At 67.8% G+C, this 18,326-nt stretch carries 19 protein-coding genes; 5 read left to right on the forward strand and 14 right to left on the reverse strand.

The genetic code is table 11. The features are described from left to right. Nucleotides 1-4 precede the first annotated feature (4 nt). From rplB to TY25_RS39155, 6 genes are all read right to left on the reverse strand, one after another. The gene (gene rplB, locus TY25_RS39130; protein WP_014981658.1) at nucleotides 5-844 is read right to left on the reverse strand and encodes a 50S ribosomal protein L2; all 840 of its coding nucleotides are present in this window, start codon (nucleotides 842-844) and stop codon (nucleotides 5-7) included. A 33-nt stretch (nucleotides 845-877) separates the two neighbouring features. Further along, nucleotides 878-1,183: a 50S ribosomal protein L23 gene (gene rplW / locus TY25_RS39135; RefSeq protein WP_014981657.1), complete on the reverse strand. Its 306-nt coding sequence runs from the start codon at nucleotides 1,181-1,183 to the stop codon at nucleotides 878-880. Next, nucleotides 1,180-1,854, reverse strand: coding sequence for a 50S ribosomal protein L4 (rplD, locus tag TY25_RS39140; protein WP_042265163.1), 675 nt, complete (start codon nucleotides 1,852-1,854; stop codon nucleotides 1,180-1,182). The genes rplW and rplD overlap by 4 nt, the downstream gene beginning before the upstream one ends. Next, complete coding sequence (gene rplC / locus TY25_RS39145; RefSeq protein WP_014981655.1) at nucleotides 1,851-2,516, reverse strand: 50S ribosomal protein L3; 666 nt, start codon at nucleotides 2,514-2,516, stop codon at nucleotides 1,851-1,853. Before rplC ends, rplD begins: the two co-directional genes overlap by 4 nt. A gap of 14 nt (nucleotides 2,517-2,530) precedes the next feature. After that, complete coding sequence (gene rpsJ, locus TY25_RS39150; protein WP_003938093.1) at nucleotides 2,531-2,836, reverse strand: 30S ribosomal protein S10; 306 nt, start codon at nucleotides 2,834-2,836, stop codon at nucleotides 2,531-2,533. A gap of 514 nt (nucleotides 2,837-3,350) precedes the next feature. After that, nucleotides 3,351-3,767, reverse strand: a complete 417-nt coding sequence (locus tag TY25_RS39155) for a hypothetical protein (protein ID WP_042265168.1) — start codon at nucleotides 3,765-3,767, stop codon at nucleotides 3,351-3,353. A 185-nt stretch (nucleotides 3,768-3,952) separates the two neighbouring features. Between TY25_RS39155 and TY25_RS39160 the strand changes: the two genes are divergently transcribed. Beyond that, on the forward strand, nucleotides 3,953-4,429 hold the full coding sequence (locus tag TY25_RS39160) for a hotdog fold domain-containing protein (RefSeq protein WP_042265169.1): 477 nt from the start codon (nucleotides 3,953-3,955) through the stop codon (nucleotides 4,427-4,429). A 33-nt stretch (nucleotides 4,430-4,462) separates the two neighbouring features. Here TY25_RS39160 and TY25_RS39165 read toward each other — a convergent pair whose 3' ends face one another. Together TY25_RS39165 and TY25_RS39170 are read right to left on the reverse strand one after the other, a co-directional pair. Next, nucleotides 4,463-5,398 (reverse strand): esterase/lipase family protein, encoded by a 936-nt coding sequence (locus TY25_RS39165; RefSeq protein ID WP_042265171.1) that lies wholly within the window; start codon nucleotides 5,396-5,398, stop codon nucleotides 4,463-4,465. 1 nt (nucleotide 5,399) lies between these two features. Beyond that, a complete protein-coding gene (locus TY25_RS39170; RefSeq protein ID WP_042265174.1) occupies nucleotides 5,400-6,404 on the reverse strand; it encodes an alpha/beta hydrolase in 1,005 nt (334 codons plus the stop codon). A 232-nt stretch (nucleotides 6,405-6,636) separates the two neighbouring features. On the opposite strand from TY25_RS39170, the gene TY25_RS39175 reads away from it, so the two are divergent. Beyond that, the gene (locus tag TY25_RS39175; protein WP_042265176.1) at nucleotides 6,637-7,827 is read left to right on the forward strand and encodes a lycopene cyclase family protein; all 1,191 of its coding nucleotides are present in this window, start codon (nucleotides 6,637-6,639) and stop codon (nucleotides 7,825-7,827) included. Here the strand turns inward: TY25_RS39175 and TY25_RS39180 are convergent. Genes TY25_RS39180 through TY25_RS39190 form a run of 3 tightly spaced genes read right to left on the reverse strand, consistent with a single transcriptional unit; the run spans nucleotide 7,797 to nucleotide 10,464 of the window. Beyond that, the gene (locus TY25_RS39180) at nucleotides 7,797-8,642 is read right to left on the reverse strand and encodes an ABC transporter permease (protein WP_042265295.1); all 846 of its coding nucleotides are present in this window, start codon (nucleotides 8,640-8,642) and stop codon (nucleotides 7,797-7,799) included. The genes TY25_RS39175 and TY25_RS39180 overlap by 31 nt on opposite strands. A 17-nt stretch (nucleotides 8,643-8,659) precedes the next feature. Then, nucleotides 8,660-9,442, reverse strand: coding sequence for an ABC transporter permease (locus TY25_RS39185; RefSeq protein ID WP_088607259.1), 783 nt, complete (start codon nucleotides 9,440-9,442; stop codon nucleotides 8,660-8,662). A 38-nt stretch (nucleotides 9,443-9,480) separates the two neighbouring features. Then, nucleotides 9,481-10,464 (reverse strand): ATP-binding cassette domain-containing protein, encoded by a 984-nt coding sequence (locus TY25_RS39190; protein ID WP_042265181.1) that lies wholly within the window; start codon nucleotides 10,462-10,464, stop codon nucleotides 9,481-9,483. Nucleotides 10,465-10,828: 364 nt separating this feature from the next. On the opposite strand from TY25_RS39190, the gene TY25_RS39195 reads away from it, so the two are divergent. Then, on the forward strand, nucleotides 10,829-12,355 hold the full coding sequence (locus TY25_RS39195) for an aldehyde dehydrogenase family protein (RefSeq protein ID WP_081869388.1): 1,527 nt from the start codon (nucleotides 10,829-10,831) through the stop codon (nucleotides 12,353-12,355). 158 nt (nucleotides 12,356-12,513) lie between these two features. Here the strand turns inward: TY25_RS39195 and TY25_RS39200 are convergent, their stop codons facing one another. After that, entirely contained in the window at nucleotides 12,514-13,734 is a 1,221-nt protein-coding gene (locus tag TY25_RS39200) for a TetR/AcrR family transcriptional regulator (RefSeq protein WP_042265183.1), read from the reverse strand. A gap of 130 nt (nucleotides 13,735-13,864) precedes the next feature. On the opposite strand from TY25_RS39200, the gene TY25_RS39205 reads away from it, so the two are divergent. Next, nucleotides 13,865-14,686 carry an enoyl-CoA hydratase-related protein gene (locus tag TY25_RS39205; RefSeq protein WP_081869384.1) on the forward strand — a complete coding sequence of 274 codons (822 nt, stop codon included), beginning with the start codon at nucleotides 13,865-13,867 and terminating at the stop codon, nucleotides 14,684-14,686. Nucleotides 14,687-14,762: 76 nt separating this feature from the next. Next, complete coding sequence (locus TY25_RS39210; RefSeq protein WP_042265185.1) at nucleotides 14,763-15,791, forward strand: SDR family oxidoreductase; 1,029 nt, start codon at nucleotides 14,763-14,765, stop codon at nucleotides 15,789-15,791. 7 nt (nucleotides 15,792-15,798) lie between these two features. Here the strand turns inward: TY25_RS39210 and TY25_RS39215 are convergent, their stop codons facing one another. Together TY25_RS39215 and TY25_RS39220 are read right to left on the reverse strand one after the other, a co-directional pair. Continuing rightward, nucleotides 15,799-17,034, reverse strand: a complete 1,236-nt coding sequence (locus TY25_RS39215) for an Nramp family divalent metal transporter (protein WP_042265187.1) — start codon at nucleotides 17,032-17,034, stop codon at nucleotides 15,799-15,801. Nucleotides 17,035-17,160: 126 nt separating this feature from the next. After that, a complete protein-coding gene (locus TY25_RS39220) occupies nucleotides 17,161-18,153 on the reverse strand; it encodes an alpha/beta hydrolase (RefSeq protein WP_029900750.1) in 993 nt (330 codons plus the stop codon). Between the last annotated feature and the right edge of the window lie 173 nt (nucleotides 18,154-18,326).

Genomic DNA, 18,326 nt, shown 5'->3' on the forward strand with positions numbered 1-18,326 from the left:
TCCTTCAGCGCTTGTTCTTGCCGGACTTGCGGCGGCGGACGATGAGCTTGTCGCTCGGGCGGTTGGGCTTGCGGGTGCGGCCTTCCGGCTGACCCCACGGCGAGACCGGGTGGCGACCACCGGAGGTCTTGCCTTCACCACCACCGTGCGGGTGGTCGACCGGGTTCATGACGACACCACGGACCGTGGGGCGACGACCCTTCCAGCGCATACGGCCGGCCTTGCCCCAGTTGATGTTCGACTGCTCGGCGTTGCCGACCTCGCCGACGGTGGCGCGGCAGCGCACGTCGACGCGACGGATTTCACCGGAGGGCATACGCAGCGTGGCGTAGGTGCCTTCCTTACCGAGCAGCTGGATGCTGGATCCGGCCGAACGGGCCATCTTCGCGCCACCGCCCGGACGCAGTTCCACGTTGTGGATCGTGGTACCGGTCGGGATGTTGCGCAGCGGCAGGTTGTTGCCCGGCTTGATGTCGGCCGTGGGGCCGGACTCGATCGGGGTGCCCTGCACCACGCCCTTGGGCGCGATGATGTACCGCTTCTCGCCGTCCACGTAGTGGAGCAGCGCGATGTTCGCGGTGCGGTTGGGGTCGTACTCGATGTGCGCGACCTTGGCCGGGATGCCGTCCTTGTCCAGCCGACGGAAGTCGATCAGACGGTAGGCGCGCTTGTGGCCGCCACCGCGGTGCCGAGTGGTGATGCGACCGTGCGCATTACGACCACCCTTGCTGTGCAGCGGACGGATGAGCGACTTCTCGGGGGTCGACCGAGTGATCTCAGCGAAGTCCGAAACGGACGACCCGCGGCGACCCGGGGTTGTCGGCTTGTACTTACGAATTGCCATGAGTTCTTCTCTGCTTTCTGGATTCCCGTCCGCTTACGCGACCGGGCCTCCGAAGATCTCGATGGGCTTGCTGTCGGCCGAGATGGTCACGAGCGCGCGCTTGGTGTCCTTGCGCTTGCCGTAACCGAAGCGGGTCCGCTTGCGCTTGCCCTGACGGTTGGCGGTGTTGACGCTGGTGACCTTGACACCGAAGACCTTCTCGACGGCGATCTTGATCTGCGTCTTGTTGGAGTCCGGGTGCACCAGGAAGGTGTAAGTGCCTTCCTCGATCAGTCCGTAGGACTTCTCGGAGATGACCGGCGCCAGCAGGATGTCGCGGGGGTCGGCGATCGTGGTCACTTGCTCTCCTCCTGTGCTGCCTCGGCCGGGCCGTGCACAAAGGTGTTCAAGGCCTCGACGCTGAACACCACTTCGTCGCTGTAGAGCACGTCGTAGGTGTTGAGCTGGTCCGGTGCGATGGGCTGCACGTGCTCCAGGTTCGCCACGCTCTTCCACGCGGCCAGGTCCTCGCGGCCGACGACGACCAGGAACTTCTTGCGGTCCGACAGCTCGGCCAGGAAGCTCTTGGCGGTCTTGGTCGACGGGGTCTGCCCGGCGACCAGTTCGGTGACCACGTGGATACGTTCGTTGCGCGCCCGATCGGAGAGGGCACCACGCAGAGCGGCAGCCTTCATCTTCTTCGGGGTGCGCTGGCTGTAGTCGCGCGGCTGCGGGCCGTGCACGGTGCCACCGCCGGTGAACTGCGGTGCGCGGGTCGAACCCTGACGGGCGCGACCGGTGCCCTTCTGGCGGTACGGCTTCTTGCCACCACCGGACACCTCGCCACGCGTCTTGGTCGAGTGCGTGCCCTGCCGGGCCGCGGCCAGCTGCGCGGTGACGACCTGATGCATCAGGGCGATGTTGGCGGTCACGTCGAAGATCTCCGCGGGGAGGTCGACGGTGCCGTTGGTCTTGCCGCCCGGTTCTTTCACCGGCAGCGTGAGGTTGGCCTTCTTCTCGAGGCTGGTCATGCGTGCGCACCACCCTTCACGGCGCTCTTGACGACGACGACGTTGCCGCGACGACCAGGGACGGCGCCCTTGATCAGCAGCAGGCCGTTCTCGACATCCACCTTGTGAACCGAGAGGTTCTGGGTGGTGACACGGTCGTTACCCATCCGACCCGACATGCGCATGCCCTTGAACACGCGGCCGGGGGTGGCGCAACCACCGATGGAACCCGGGCGACGGTGCACGGCCTGCGCACCGTGCGAGGCGCCCTGGCCGGCGAAGCCGTGCCGCTTCATGGTGCCGGCGAAGCCCTTGCCCTTGCTGGTACCGGTGACGTCGACGTAGGTGCCCTCTTCGAACACGTCGGCGTTGATCTCCTGGCCGACCTCGAAGGTGGACGCGTCGGCGACGCGGATCTCGGCGACGTGGCGGCGCGGGGTGACACCGGCCTTGGCGAACTGGCCGGAGACCGGCTTGTTCACCTTGCGCGGGTCGATGGCGCCGAAAGCGACCTGGACGGCGCTGTAGCCGTCGCGCTCCACGGTGCGGATCTGGGTAATAACGTTCGGTCCGGCCTTGATCACGGTCACGGGCACGACGCGGTTCTTCTCGTCGAACACCTGGGTCATGCCGAGCTTGGTGCCCAGGATGCCCGCCGCAGGCCTGTTCTTGTTGTCAGTCATATCTCGAGTCCCCGTCACTGAATGTTGACGTCGACGCTGGCCGGCAGGTCGATGCGCATCAGCGCGTCGACCGTCTTCGGCGTCGGGTCGAGGATGTCGATCAGCCGCTTGTGCGTACGCATCTCGAAGTGCTCGCGCGAGTCCTTGTACTTGTGCGGCGAACGGATGACGCAGTACACGTTCTTCTCGGTCGGCAACGGCACCGGGCCGACGACGCGGGCCCCGGTACGGGTCACCGTCTCCACGATCTTGCGTGCTGACGCGTCGATCGCCTCGTGGTCGTAGGCCTTGAGCCTGATGCGGATCTTCTGTCCCGCCACGCTAAGTGTCCTTTTCTCCGCTTTTACCTTCGTGATCCGGAAGCTGGCTTCCGTACCACCCTCTATTTGCACAGCCCGAACACACGAAGACGTCTCACGTGAGACCGCGATCAAGCACGCATGCTCGATCCTCGCCGCTGTTCATCTGTCATGGTTCTCCGGTCCACGCGGTCGGGCGTGTCGCCCCTCCGCTCATTCCTCGGTCCCGGATCGAACTTCATCTCAGGCCTGGAACAATGTCCCGGACGTACCCACGCCGGTCTCCCAGCGAGGTACACGATTTAGTGCTCACTCGCCCCGCCCGGCCAATCCCGTTTCGCTCGGAAACAGGCACGGCCCGGTGCAAGGCAACCCGAACAGTATGCCCGACGCGCTCAGCGACATCAAATCCGGCCCCCCGCGCGCGCACTCGGACCGGACTACCCCCGGTCAACGGCGTAAAACGCGATGCGGCGGTGCGCAACGCACCGCCGCATCGAGGGCCGGCCGGGGTCCGGCCGACGCACGCACCTCCCTACAGGAACTGCACCACGAGGAAGTTCCGATGGACCTGACTCGGGTAGATGTTGCCTTCATAGAACCGCAGCGGATCGACGATGCCGATGCTCACCGTGCCGCCGCGCGCGGCCGCCTCGGCGACGACATCGGAGAAGTTCGCGTCGATGTCCTCACCCGTGTGCGCGCCGGACAGTTGCGACGCCGGGTCCGCGTCGATCAGCCCGCGATCCATCCAGAGCCCGTCGAGCATGCCGGGAATGGGGCTGTTCCGCAGTGCAGCGGTCTCCGCGCCGTTGAGGTCCAAGGCCCCGTAGAGGCCTACGCCGGGATCGAACTCCGGCACGATCGCCGCCGCCTCACCCGCGGTGGTCGCACCCAGCACGGCAAGTCCGAGCGCGGTGGCGACACCGGCGACGACAGTACGAATACGCATACTCAAAAACTCCAGTTCACCTGCACACCAACAGAAATGGTGTTGGCCCCCAGTTGCGTGACAGCTCTGCGCAACGCAACAACCTAACAAGCTGGGCGCTTGTCCGAAAAGTTCGGTATCGCGATTTTGCGGGTGAGTTGCGGCACACTGGACGGGGCGAACTTACTCCGCAGTAAGATGTCCGCATGACGAAAGAGACCGCGACCTACCGCGGCTGGAAGAAGCTGCCGGACAATCGGCTCGGGCACACGCTGTTCTCGCTGGGCATGGTGGCGCGGGTGCCGTACTTCGGCACGGTGCTGCCGAACGTGGTGCGGCTCGAGCCCGGACTGTGCGAGGTGACCTCGCCCAAGTGGTTCGGCATCCACAATCATCTCGGCACCTTCCACGCCATCGCGGCGTGCAACCTGGCCGAGGTCGCGATGGGCATGCTGAGCGAGGCGACCGTGCCCGCGACGCATCGCTGGATCCCGAAGGCGATGAACGTGCAGTACCTGGCCAAGGCGGAGACCGGGCTGCGGGCCGTGGCGAAGCTGCCGGAGATCCCCGACTTCGCGACGATCACGCAGGGGCAGAACCTGACCGTCCCGGTGTCGGTCTACGACAAGCACGGCCTCGAGGTCGTGCACGCGGACATCACCACCTGGGTCACCCCGAAGTAGCCGGCCGCTCGCGCACCGGCCGCGAACGCCGCCTCAGCAGGGCAGCGCCCGGCCGTCGTCGGCCAGCGCGCCGAGCACCGCGGCCGAGGCGCGGGAATCCGCCAGCATCCCACCGTGATCGGCCTGGTCGGTCGGGCAACCGTCCTGCAGCCAGATATTGCGGTCGGCGCCGGCCGGCGCGGCCAGCAGCGCGGTCTCCTGCGGGGTGATCACGGAGTCGGCGCGGGAGGCGATGGCCGTGTACCGCACACCGGGCACGGTCTCGCCCCCCGCGTTCAACCGGTTCAACAGAGGTGACCCGACCACCTGCTGCGTTCCCGGAGCTCCGAAGACCTGGGCCGCGATCTGCGCGTTGCCCAGGCCGATCGAGGCCAGATCGGGGTAGTTCTTCCGGAGCCCGTCCCAGGTCGAGCCCCGATACGGCGTGCCGAGGGTGACCACCTGCTCGACCGCCTCCGGACCGTGCGTGCGCAGATATTGCCGGATCACGGTGCCTCCGGTGGAGTGGCCGACCAGCGCGACCTGACGCGCGCCGGTATCGGCGCGCACGGCCTGCACGACATCGCCGAGTTCGTTCGCCATCCGGTCGATATCGGCGACGCCGTAGATCGTGCGACCGAGGGCCGCGGCCCCGACCGGCCCGATACCCGTTGTGCTGGAACCGGCTTGGCCGCTCACCACGTCCCGCAGGGCGGGCGCGGCACCGATGTTCGCCGCGTACACGCAATACCCTTCGGACCGCAGCAGCGGCGCGAGCAGCGCGTAACTGCGCACCGCGTCGGTGCCGGAACCGTGCACCAGCACCACCGGCTGCGGCCGGGCCTGCGACGGCCGGCAGGCCGCCTCGTTGGCCCCGCTGACCGCGGGAAACAGCGGTGCGGCCGTCGCCGCCGGGGCGGCGAGCAACGTCGTGCAGGCAGCCGTGAACATCAGGCCGGCGATCCGCACGGCCTGTCTGCGAAACCACATGTCAAATTCCCAACGGAGCGGCCAGAGTCGGCCAGGAGTTCTTGAACGCTTCTTCCCAATAGCCCCAGGAATGGGTGCCGTCCGGGTGGATGTCATAGGTCGCCGGAATGCCCAGGGAATTCAGGCGGGTCTGCATATTGCGCGAGCAATAGTTGGTCGCCGCCTCGATGGCGCCGCCCTTGATGAGTTGCGCCGCGAAACCGTCGACACCGGGCAATGAATACTTGCCGTTCAGCTCGTCGTATTTGCCGGGAATGCCGCCGCCGCTGGAAATATAGATGGATTTCCCGCGCAACCCCTCGGCCTGGACGTACGGATCGTTGGCCGCCCATCGCGGATCTCCGGGCGGCCCATACATATTCGCCATGGTCGCCCACCCCCACGTCTCGACCGTGAGATGGACGAACTGCTGACCGACCGGATCGCTGATCTGCGCGCAACCGCTGTAGGCGGCGACACTGGCGTAGAGGTCGCCGGTGGTCGCGGCGAGCGCGAGCGTGGTGGTGCCCGCCATGGAGAAGCCGGCCAGCGCGTTGCGGCCGCTGCTCGCGAAGTACCGGTCGGCGATCGGCGGAAGTTCCCGGGTCAGGAACGTCTTCCACTTCTGCTTGCCGAGCCGCTTGTCGTCGGTCACCCAGTCCGCGTAGTAGCTGAACTGCCCGCCGATCGGCGAGACCACGTTGACGTTCTTGGGCGAAAGGAACTCCATCACATCGGTTTCCGTCGCCCAGGTGACGCCGTCGTCACCGCCGCCCGCACCCTGCAGGAGATAGAGAACGGGACGCGCCACGCTGGTGTCGAACGCGCGCTGCATATCGACCTGGATATCGCGATCCATTGCCGCGGAATGAATTGTCAAAGTCGCCTTGCGCGCATCGTGCTGCTGCACCGCGACAATCGAGGATTCCGTGGGCTCGGCCTGTGCCCGGCCCGGAATTACCGCCGTGGCGACCGCTCCGACCGTGACCGCGAGCACACCAAGCCAGCGGACGTAGCTGCCTCTCATGATTCCCCTTCTCCAGAGCACGAAACCGCCCGTGCTCCTGAGCCAGGCTAGCTTGCGGCACAACCACTTTCACGCCTCGAGTTGCTGGGACAACAATTCTGGGGGCAGGTCCGGAATGCAATTCTCGAGCCGCTTTATTTCACGTCGGCGACTTAGGGCGAGACCCGAATTCCGGGGCCCCGGCGGGCGGGGGCAGTTGCGTCGGTGTGGCCGCAACGGATTGAATGCCTGTATGGGTGTCAGCGCGGTCGGAGATGTCGACGTTTGCGTGGTCGGGCTCGGCCCGACCGGCCGGGCACTGGCGCATCGGGCGATGCGCGCCGGGCTGCGCGTGACCGCCGTCGATCCGCGCCCGGATCGGCTCTGGCCGCCCACCTTCTCCTGCTGGGTCGACGAACTACCGCAGTGGCTGCCGTCGAGCGCCGTCGCCAGCCGGATTCCGACGCCGACCGTCTGGACGACGACCGAGCTCCGGATCGACCGTCCCTACTGCGTGCTGTCCAAGACCGGATTGCGCGACGCGCTCCCCCTCGACGACGCCACCGTGCTCGCGGACCGCGCCACCAGCGTCGACGCGCATCGTGTCGAGCTGGCCGGGGGCGCGACGATCACCGCCGCAACGGTTTTCGACACCCGTGGCCTGCCCACCCTCGGGCAACGCCGGGCCGCCAGCGCGCACGGCATCTTCGTCGCCGCGGAAACGGCCGCGCCGATGGTCGCCGACCAGGAGGGACTCCTGCTGGACTGGCGACCGGAGAACGGCGCGGGCCCCGACGAGCCGCCGTCGTTCCTCTACGCGGTGCCACTCGGCGACGGCACGGTGATCTTCGAGGAGACCAGCCTCGGCCTGCGCGGCGGCATGCCGCAGCATGAGCTGCGCAGGCGCACGCTCAATCGCCTTGCCGCGCACGGCATCCGGCTCACCGGCGACGAGCCGCACGAAGCCGCGCACTATCTACTGGATCAGCCACCGCCGAAGCGGGGCACGGCCGTCGCGGTGCCGTTCGGCTCGCGCGGCGGCATGATGCACCCGTGCACCGGCTACAGCGTCGCCGACTCGCTGGCCCTGGTCGACACCGCGGTCGCCGCCGTGCAGACCGGCCGTGACCCGGTGGCCGAATTGTGGCCGCGCCGAGCGCGATTGGTGTACTGGATGCGGATGCGCGGCCTGTACGGCCTCGGTCGGCTGACCACCGAACAGTCCATCACGATGTTCGACGCGTTCTTCAGCGCCTCCCCGCGCGGACAGCGCGCGCTGCTGTCCGCGCACGACGACTACGCCGCGCTCGGCGCGGTGCTGTTCAACACCGTCGCGCACACCTGGCCGTTCCGCTGGCGGTACGACCTGGTGGGCTGGACCCACCGCAACCGCTGGCTCGGCTACGACTTCGATCAGGCGCCGGTCTCGGCGGCCCGGCGGTAGCCGCGGATCGCGGGGTAGGTGAACACCACGATCACGCCCAGGGTCCACAGCAGCGTCTTCAGCAACGGTTCGGCGACCGGTCCGCCGTAGGACAGCCCGCGCATCGCATCGATCGCACAGCTCATCGGCTGGTTCTGCACCGTGGCCTGCAACCACTTCGGATAGGCGAAGGCCGGCGCGAAACCGGTGTTGAAGAACATCAGCAGGGTGTTGATGATGCCGATGACGTTCACCAGCATCACCCCCTCGGTGATGGTCGCCAAGGCGGTGACGAGCACCGCGAACGCGACGCCGAACAGCACCGGAATCCCGATCAGCGCGAGACCCGCGAGCGGCCCGTTGAGGAAGCGGAACCCCAGCAGCAGGCCCACCACGATCACGAACAGCGTCGTGACCAGCACGCGCACCGCCTCGGCCAGCAGTCGCCCGGTGAGCCCGGCGGCCCGGTGGATCGGCATGGTCCAGAACCGGCCGAGCAGGCCGGTCATCTTCTCGCCCTTGAAACCCAGTGCACTCACGACCGCGCCGGACATGGCGGCGACCAGCGTCAGCAACGACACCTGGGCATAGATACTCGGCTGACCGGTGTAGCCGGTGATCGAGCGGCCGAGCACGATCTGGAACATCCACAGCGTCAACGCCGGATACACCAGGGTCTGGATCGTGGTCGCGGGGTCGCGCGCCCACACCAGCAGCAGGCGTTTGCATTGGATCAGGCTGTGCGTGGCCCAATTGGCCAGCGCGCTCTCGGGTTTCGCCGTCACCTCGGGCAACGGCGTGTTCCACGCGAGCTGCTCGGGGCCGGCCGGCGCCATGGTCGCCTCTGAACTGGTCATGACCGCCTCACACTCGCCCAGATCGCCAAGGGGGTGAACACCAGCGCGAGCCCGCTCACCCACACCAACGGCACCCACAACACCTGCCAGCTCACCCCGTCGGCCGCCATGTCACGCAGGGCGAAGGAGAACTGGGAGACCGGCTGATTACGCACGAACCCGCGAATCCATTCGGGGAACTGTCCTTCCGGGACGAACCCGCAGGACAGCATGCCGAAGATCAACGTGGGCAGGGTCAAGGCCTGGCTCAGCGATTCCGGGCTCTTGGTCAGGCTGCCGAGCGCGTCCGCGCCGAGCGCCAGCGTGGTCCCGACCGCCAGCGAGAACGCGCAGAACAGCACGGCCTGACCGAAACCCGCGACGAACCGGAAACCGATCAGATAGCCGAACAGGATCGCCGCGGCGAGCGAGGTGACCGAGCGCACCAGTCCGGCCGCGATCCGCGCGGACAGCGGGACCAGCATGCCGATCGGCATGGTCTGCATGCGGGTGCTCAAACCGGTGAGCGCCTCGAAGGCGGACAGCTGGGCGTTCGACATCATGGTGAACGCCATCGTCTGCAACACGATGATCGGCATGACGTACTGCGCGTAGTCGATGCCGTGGAACTTCATCACGAAACGCAGGGGCAGGTAGAAGCCGAGGGTGAACACCAGCGGCGTCACCACCGCGACGATCAATTCCCCTTTGGTGGCCATGGTCCGGACGATGCGGCCGGTCAGCGCGCGCCACTGGGCGAACGAGGACAGCTTGGCCGCGGGTAGGTCCGCGAACAGCATGGCCGCGTCGGCGCCGGGCGCCGCGGCGGTGGCAGTGCTCACGACTTGCCGCCCGCGTGGCCGGTGATGGACAGGAAGACATCGTCGAGCGAGGGCCTGCGCAACGCGATATCGGCCAGCGGGATGCCCGCGCTGTCGAGCCGGCGCAGCGCCTCGGTGAGCGTGGCCGCGCCGTCGCGCGCTGGGATGGAGAGCCGGTCGCTGCCGTTGAGGTCGGCGAGCACCGCGGCCGGCACCAGATCGCCGAGCGCGTCCGCGGTCAGTTGCAGTTTGGTCGGATCCAGCGGAACCACCTCGCAGTAGCTGCCGCCGGTCTTCTCCTTGAGCTCGTCGGCGGTGCCCTCGGCGATCACCGTGCCCTTGTCGATGACGATGATGTTGTCGCTGAGTACGTCCGCTTCCTCGAGGTACTGGGTGGTGAGCAACACCGTGATGCCCTGTGCCTTGAGCGCGTTGACCAGATCCCACACGCCTTGGCGGCTGCGCGGATCGAGACCGGTGGTCGGCTCGTCGAGGAACACCACCTCGGGTCGCACCACCAGACCGCAGGCGATATCCACCCGGCGGCGCATACCGCCGGAGTAGTGGCGCACCGCACGCCGGCCCGCGCCGACCAGATCGAATTCCTCGAGCAAGGTGTCGGCCCGCTTGCGCGCGACGGACTTGCTCAGTCCCATCAGCCTGCCGAACAGTTCCAGGTTCTCCCGGCCGGACAGGTTCTCGTCGAGGGCGGCGTATTGACCGGTCATCATGATCGAGCGCCGCACCCCGGCCGGGTCCTTCAGCACGTCGTGCCCGGCGACCACCGCGGTGCCGGAGTCCGGGCGCAGCAGGGTGGACAGGATCTTCACCATCGTCGTCTTGCCCGCACCGTTCGGGCCGAGGATGCCGAGCACCGAGGCCCGCTCGGCGACGAAGCTGACGCCCTGCAGTGCGTGCACGTCGCCGAACGACTTCCGGACATCCGCCACACGGACCGCTGGCTCATTCGCACGCAGATCTGCTTGGTTCAAGCTCGGCATCAACTCTCCACTATCGGCAATTGCGGCGATTCTCGGTCGCCGGAGCGCGCGCGTATACGTCCCGAATGGTGATCCGTAGCGCTGGGCGTGATGTTACCGGTCTGTGGGGTTCCGGCCGGGCCACCCGCGCAGTACCCAACTGGACCCCGAGCTAATTGTGTCCTTACTCACATTTACCGATCTCGGTCCGGCATCGGGCGGATCGGCGCTGGTGGACGTGGTCAAGGGCAGCGTGGTGGCGACGAAGGAGCCTTTACGGTCCGTCCCGGCGACCATAGTCTGCTATTCGGGGGAACACTCACTCGTCCGCGGCGGCCGCCGGTAACCGGTCCGCTCGCCGATTTCGATACTGCGAGAGGTGATCATGGCCGAGTCCGCGCAGCCCCGGGTGGCGGCGCAGCCGGGAGGATCGGGCCGACCGAACGTGCTGACGTCCTACGACCCGCGCACCGGCGAAACCGTCGGGAACTACGCCATCATGGGCGCGGGTGAAATCAACCGCACGGTACGAGGCGCGCGCTCGGCCGAAAAATGGTGGGCCGAACTGGGATTCAGCGGACGCAAGCGCTGGCTGCTGGATTGGAAGCACGATATCGCGCGCCGCGCAGGCGAATTGGTCGAGATCCTGTCCGAGGAAACCGGAAAACCGGAGGCGGACGCGGCGATCGAGGTGATGCTGGCGGTCGAGAACCTGGACTGGGCGGCGCGCAACGCGGCGCGTGCGCTCGGCAGGCACAAGCTCGGGTCCAGCTGGCTGAGCCGCAATCAGCGCGCCTCGGTGGGCTATCTGCCGCTCGGCGTGATCGGCGTGCTCGGCCCCTGGCACAACCCGGTGTTCACGCCCATGGGTTCGATCGCCTACGCGATGGCCGCGGGCAACACGGTGGTGTTCAAGCCGCACGAGCTGACCACGGGCGTCGGCGTCTGGCTGGCCGACAGCTGGTCCAGGCTGGCGCCGAATCAGCCGGTGCTGCAAGTGGTTACCGGCGACACCGGGACCGGCAACGCACTGTGCCGGGCCAAGGTGGACAAGATCGCCTATGCCGGTTCGGAATCCGGCGCACGCGAGGTGATCGCACTGTGCACGCAGACGATGACGCCGGTGGTGGTCGAGCGCAGCGGCAAGGGCAGCATGGTCGTGCATGTCGACGCGAAGCTCGACGATGCTGCGGAGGCAGCGGTTTTCGGCGCGATGGCCAACGCGGGACAGAACGCCACCGGCATCCAGCGCGCCTACGTGGCCGAGTCGGTCTACGAACCGTTCCTGGAACTCGTTGCCGCCCAGGCGAGCAAGCTCCGCCCGGGGGCAGACAAGCGCGCCTCCTACGGCCCGATGATCCTGGAGTCACAGGTCGAGGTGGTGCGCAAGCAGATTCGCGATGCGCTCGCCCGTGGCGGCCGCGCCGTGGTCGGCGGCCTCGATTCGATTCGCGAGCCCTATATCGAGCCGGTGGTGCTCACCGAGGTCCCGGAGGACAGCACGGCGATCACCGGCGAGGGCATCGGTCCCGTGCTGATCGTGAACAAGGTGACCAGCATGGATGATGCCGCCCAGCGCATCAACGCGGTGGGCACCGACGTCGCGGTCTCGGTGTTCACCAGGGACGTGCACGAGATCGAGCAGTTCGCCGAGCAACTCCGGGTGGGCGTGGTCACCATCAATTCCTCGTCGGCCTACGCCGGAATTCCCGCGCTCCCGTTCGGTGGCGTCGGCGAATACGGGCAGGGCCACAGCCACGGCGATCAGGGCCTCCGCGAGTTCAGCCACACCCTGGCCATCGCCCGCAAGCGCTACAAGGCGCCGGTCGACCTGTCCACCTTCGACCGTCATCCGCGCCATCTGCGGTTGGCCAGAGCCATCTTCCGGCTGCGGCACGGTAGACGCAGCTAGGCTCTGTCTCGAAGTCCGGCCGGATGCCTCCGCGGTTCAGCTCGTCGCCTGGCAAGGCGGAGCAAGAGCCGATACCGGGGTGGTATCGGTGACGACGACAACGCGGCCAGGCGGCGAGCTGGACCGTGGAGGCGCCGGATGGGACTTCGAGACAGAGCCTAGGCCGCAGGCCCCAGCAACACCGCTTCCATCAGCGCGGTGACGCGGGCGAGCTGCGTTGGGCGCGAATCGAATCGGATCAACCGGCCGACATCGATCACCTGACCGATCGCGGCGTGCACCCGGAACCGCGCCTCGGTCGGATCGCCGTCGAGCAGATTGGCCCACTCCAGCACGTTCTGGCGTTGGATGGCACGCAGCTTGTGCTGTTCGGCCGGGGGCAGGTTGCTGAACTCGGCGTAGTAGACCGGCATGATCTCCGGCATCTGGAACGTGAGTTTGGCCTGCCGTTCGGCGATCCGGCGCACGGCGTCGGCCCGGCTGGTCGCCTCGGCGAGCGCCTCGGTGATCGCGAGTGCCACCCGGTCGCCGGTCCGGTAGAACGCCGCCGCGAGCAGATCGGACTTGCTGGCGAAGTAGCGATACACGCTCGACGCGTTGATGCCGACCGCCGCGCCGATCTCCTCGATGCTCGCCTCGTGATAGCCCTGGCGGCCGAAGATCCGGATCGCCTCGGTGAGCAGCTGTTCGCGTTTCGACGAGACCGGCAGGCCACGGGTGACCGGGCCCGGCTCCGGCTCCGGCGGCGCGGGCGGCAGGTCGGCGCGCAGAATCGCCCACGCCATATCGCGCAGCAGCGGCAGCAGCCTGGCGCCGGACAGCGCGCTGCGATGCGCGGAAATACTGGCGATCGCACTGAGCACCGCGGCGGCCAGCATCGCGACGTCGGCGGGCGGACTTTCCGGACGCAGTTGCTCGATGGGTTCGGCCAGGGTCGCGTTCAGGTCGTCGTAGATCTTGCGGATCCGGATCCGGTCCTCGCGTTCCAGGTAGCGCCGCTCCCAGCGGTACAGCCCGGCCTCGCGGCGGATCTCGATGGTGTGTTCGCTGATCGCCCTGATCAGCGCATCCAGCCGGGCGGCGGGTTCGAGTTGCGGATCGTCCGCGGCCCGGGCGACGGTGAGCAGGTGCCGCGCGCCTTCTTCCGCGGCCGCGACGAGCAGCGCGTATTTGTTCGTGAAGTGCCGGTACAGCGCGGGACCGGAGATCCCGACCTCGGCGGCGATCTCGTCCACGCCGACCGGGTAGTACCCGCGGTCGCTGAACGCGCGCGCGGCGGCCCGGATGATCTGCACCTTGCGATCCTTGGGCCTGCGGCGCACGGGTCCGGCGTCAGGGCGCGCGGAAGCGAGGCCGACCTCGCTGCGTTCCGCGACCATGCACCTCTCCGTTCTGCTGCGGCGGCGCTGGTTGACAGCGCCCGACGATGGAACCTAAGTTAACCACAATTCGCAAAGTTAACCAGTATTCATGGCACGATAGCCGCAGAGTTGCAGCGTAGGAGCGAACATGAGCAATACAGATTCCGCGGCTGTGACCGCGTCCGCCGGGCCAGCCGCGGGTTTCTCGGCGGTGCGGGACGGCAAGGTCCTGCGGCTGACCCTCACCAAGCCGAAGCGCAAGAACGCGGTGGACTACGACACCATGGTCGCGCTCGGCGACACCATCGCCGCCGCGGCCACCGACCGCTCCGTGCGGGTCATCGTGCTCACCGGCGAGGGCAGCGATTTCTGCACCGGCGCCGACCTGTCCACCTCGATGGCCGAGGCGCAGCGCGGCATCACCCCCGAGATGACGATGGACGCGGCCAACCGGCTGGTGAAGTCGATCGTGGACGCGCCGATCCCGGTGGTGGTCCGGGTGAAGGGCGCGGCCGCGGGGGTCGGCGTCGGGATCGCGCTGGCCGCCGATCTGATCTACGCCAGCGAGGAGGCCTACCTCCTGCTGGCGTTCATCAACATCGGGTTGATGCCCGACGGCGGCGCGGCCGCGATGATCGCCGCCGCCGCCGGCCGCACCCTGGCGGCGGAGATGGCACTGCTCGGCGAGCGGCTGCCCGCACCCGCGGCCAAGGCGGCGGGGCTGTTCACCGCGGTGGTCCCCGAGGCCGAACTCGACGCGAAGGTGGAGGCCGCCGTCGCCAAGCTCGCCGCGGGCCCCCGCCGCGCCCTCGAGCTCACCAAGCAGGCGTTGAACCAGGCGACGCTGACGTCCCTCGACGCCGCCTTGGCCGCCGAAAAGTCCGGGCAGAGCGAACTTTTGACATCCCCGGACTTCGCCGAAGGCGCCACCGCCATGCTGACCAAGCGCAAGGCCGTCTTCGCCGACTGATCCGCCGAGCACCGCCGTCGGCGCACCGGGTCTGGGCTGCAGACGCGACGCGGTCGATGAGCTATGTTGATCGGCTATGGGCTACCTGGTTACCGGGGCAACTGGGTTCATCGGTCGTTTTCTCATCCCCGAGCTGCTGAAACGCGAGGGCGACATCCATGTGTTGGTGCGGCCGGGCGTCGAGTCCGCCGACCGGTTCACCTGCTGCGCCCGGGAATGGGACGGCGGCGATCGGGTGCGGCCGGTGCGCGGCGACCTCGGCGCCCCCGGGCTGGGTATCGACCCGGCGTGGCTGGCCGCCCACCGCGGCACGATCGATCATGTCTTCCATCTGGCGTCCAGTTACGACACGGCCGAGCGCGGCGACGGCACCAAGCATCTGGTCGACGTCGCCGAAAGCCTGAAAGCCGGTCTGCTGCATCATGTCTCGACGGTGGATATCGCCGGTACCACGACCGGCCTGTTCACCGAGGACATGTTCGACGAGGGCCAGGAGCTCACCACGCCGGCCCAGCGCGCCAAATTCGAGGCCGAGCGGATCGTGCGCACGTCGGCGCTGCCCTGGCGGATCTATCGTCCGTCGATCGTCATCGGCCATTCCCGCACCGGCGAGATCGATCGGATCGACGGCCCGTACTACTTCTTCCGGCTGCTCCGGATGGGCGCGCAGCTGCCGCGCATCCTGCCGGTGCTGGTGCCCAAGCTCGGCGAAACAAACATGGTCCCGGTCGATTTCGTGGCCCGCGCGCTGGATCATCTCGCGCACCGGGCCGGCCCGAACGAACAGACCTATCACCTGATCGACCCCCGCAGGCAGGGCGTGGCCGAGGCGCTCAACCTGTTCGCCGACGAGGCGGGCGCGCCGCACCTGGTCGAGGTGATGCCGAAACGCGCGCTGGACCTGGCCTTACAGGTGCCCGGGGCGAGCTGGCTGCTCCCCCGCGTCGGTGTGCCCCGAGAGGTGTTGGAGCACAGCGAGTTCAGCTGCTGGTTCGACTGCCGCAACACCACCGCGGCCTTGGCGGGCACCGATATCAAGGTCCCGCCGCTGGCCGGCTACGCCCCGCTCATCTGGCGGTACTGGATCGAGAACTGGGTGATCTGAACGGCTTTCACGCGCCGGTGATGGTCAGGTAGATCAGCGCCACGTTGAGCGCGGAGATGATTCCGGCGATCAGCCAGGCCAGCGCGGTGGTGACACGGTGGTTGGTGTCCGCGCCCATCAGGGTGCGATCGCTGGTCAGGCGCACCAGCGGGATCAACGCGAACGGGATGCCGAACGAGAGCACCACCTGCGAAATGATCAGTGCGCGTGTGGGATCGATGCCGATGGCCAGGATCACCAGTGCCGGGACCAAGGTGACCAGCCGGCGCACCATCAGCGGGATATGCCTGCGCAGCAGGCCCTGCATGATCATCGCGCCCGCATAGGCGCCCACCGAGGTGGAGGCCAGCCCGGAGGCGAGCAGGCCGATGGCGAGCAGCAGGGCGGCGACCGGGCCGAGCACATCGCCGACCGCGGTGTGCGCGTCCTGCAGGGTCTCGACCTCGCGACCGCGCAGCGTGTTCGCGGCCATCAGCAGCATCGCCAGGTTCACCGTGCCCGCGAGCAGCATGGCCAGCAGCACGTCGACCTTGGTGACGCGCAGCAGCCGGGCCCGCATCGGTCCCGGCTCCGGGTGACCGTGCCGATCCCGGGCCAGGCCGGAGTGCAGGTACACCGCGTGCGGCATGACCGTCGCGCCGATCATGGCCGCGGCGAGCAGCACGCTCTCGGTGCCCTGGAATCGGGGCACCAGTCCGCCGATGGTGCCGCCGACCGAGGGCGGCGAGATGAACACGCTGGCCAGGAAGCCGATCGCGATGATGGCGAGCAGGCCGGTGATCACCCGCTCGAACGGCCGCTGGCCGCGCTTGTCCTGCACGAGCAGCAGCCCCATCGAGACCACGCCGGTGATCACGCCGCCGACCAGCAGCGGCAGGTCGAACAGCAGGTTCAGCGCGATCGCGCCGCCGACCACCTCGGCCAGGTCGGTCGCCATCGCGACGGTCTCGGCCTGCCCCCAGTAGGCCAGGCGGGTCCATTTGCCGGACCGGTCGCGCACCGCTTCCGGCAGCGACAGCCCGGTCACCAAACCCAGCTTGGCCGAAAGGAATTGGACCAGGCCCGCCATCACGTTGGCCATCACGATGACCCACACGAGCAGATAACCGAACTGGGCGCCCGCGCTGATGTTCGACGCGACATTGCCGGGGTCGACGTACGCGATCGCGGCCACGAACGCCGGGCCCAGCAGCAGGCTGGCCGCCCGGGCGCGCTGGGTGGCGGATTTAGCGGACTCAGCCAAGGTTGTACTCACAGAACAGAATTTTACGGGTTCCCGAACTTTTCCGTTAGTGGTACCCGTAAAAGCCGACCGCCCGGTTACGCCGTGCTGGCGTAACCGGGCGGCCGGTCGGTATTCGGTGCTACCTCAGATGCCGAGACCCCGGGCGAGGACGGGCCAGGACAGCTGGAACTCGTCGCGCCAGTAACCCCACGAGTGGGTGCCGCTGTTGCGGAAGTTGTAGGTCGCCGGGATGCCCAGCGACTCCAGCTTGTTCTTGAGGTTGTTGGTGCAGAAGTTGGTGCCCGCCTCGATCACGCCGCCGATGATGATCTGATTGGCCAGACCATAGGCGCCGGGGAGCGCGTACTTGCCGTCCAGCGTGTCGTACTGGCCGGGCAGGCCGTTGCCGGTGGAGATGTAGAGGTCCAGTCCGCGCAGGCCCTCGGCGTGCACGTAGGGATCGTTGGCCACCCATTCGGCCGAACCCTGTGGGCCCCACATGTTCTCGGTGTCGCCGCCGCCCCAGGTCTCGACCGTGAGCTTCACGAACTCCGAGCCGACCGGGTCACTGGTCTGCGCGCAACCGCTGTACGCCGCGGCCGCCTTGTACAGGCCGGGCTTGGCGATCGGCAGCGCCAGCACGGTGGTGCCCGAGGTGGACAGCCCCGCGATCGCGTTCACGCCGTTGGTGCCGAGGGCGCCGTCGACCAGCGGCGGCAGCTCCTCGGTGAAGAAGGTCTTCCACTTGTTGCGGCCGAGCGTCGGGTCGTCCTTGATCCAGTCGGTGTAGTAGCTCCACTTGCCACCGATCGGCTGGATGACGTTGACGTTCTTGTCCGACAAGAACTTCAGCGCGTCGGTCTTCGCCTGCCAGGAAGCGTCGTCCTGGCCGCCGCCCGCGCCGTTGAGCAGGTACAGCGTCGGGCGCGGCACCGAGGCGTCGGCCGGACGCTGCACGTCGATGATGACCTTCTGGTCCATCGCCGCGGAGTACACGTACAGCCGGATGTTCCGGTCGTCCTTGTACTCGGCCTTGGTGATCTTCGAACCGTCGGGGGCGGTCGGGTTGGCCAGCAGACTCTTCCCGTCGATGATCGGGTCAGCAGCCGACGCGGTGGTCACGCCCAGACCGGTCATCACGCCCGCAAGGACCGCCGTTGCCGCGATCGCCGCCGCGGCACGTAGGCCGCCGCGCCGAGTCTGTCGACGTATCAATTTCGCACCTTCGCTTCGTCTCGAAATGTCATCTGCATGCCCCACGCGCCGGCGATAGCGCCCTGGGCACACCTGCGCCAGACCATACGGCCTAT

Origin of the sequence: Nocardia brasiliensis NBRC 14402, from assembly GCF_000308475.2 — a bacterium.
GTDB lineage: Bacteria > Actinomycetota > Actinomycetes > Mycobacteriales > Mycobacteriaceae > Nocardia > Nocardia brasiliensis.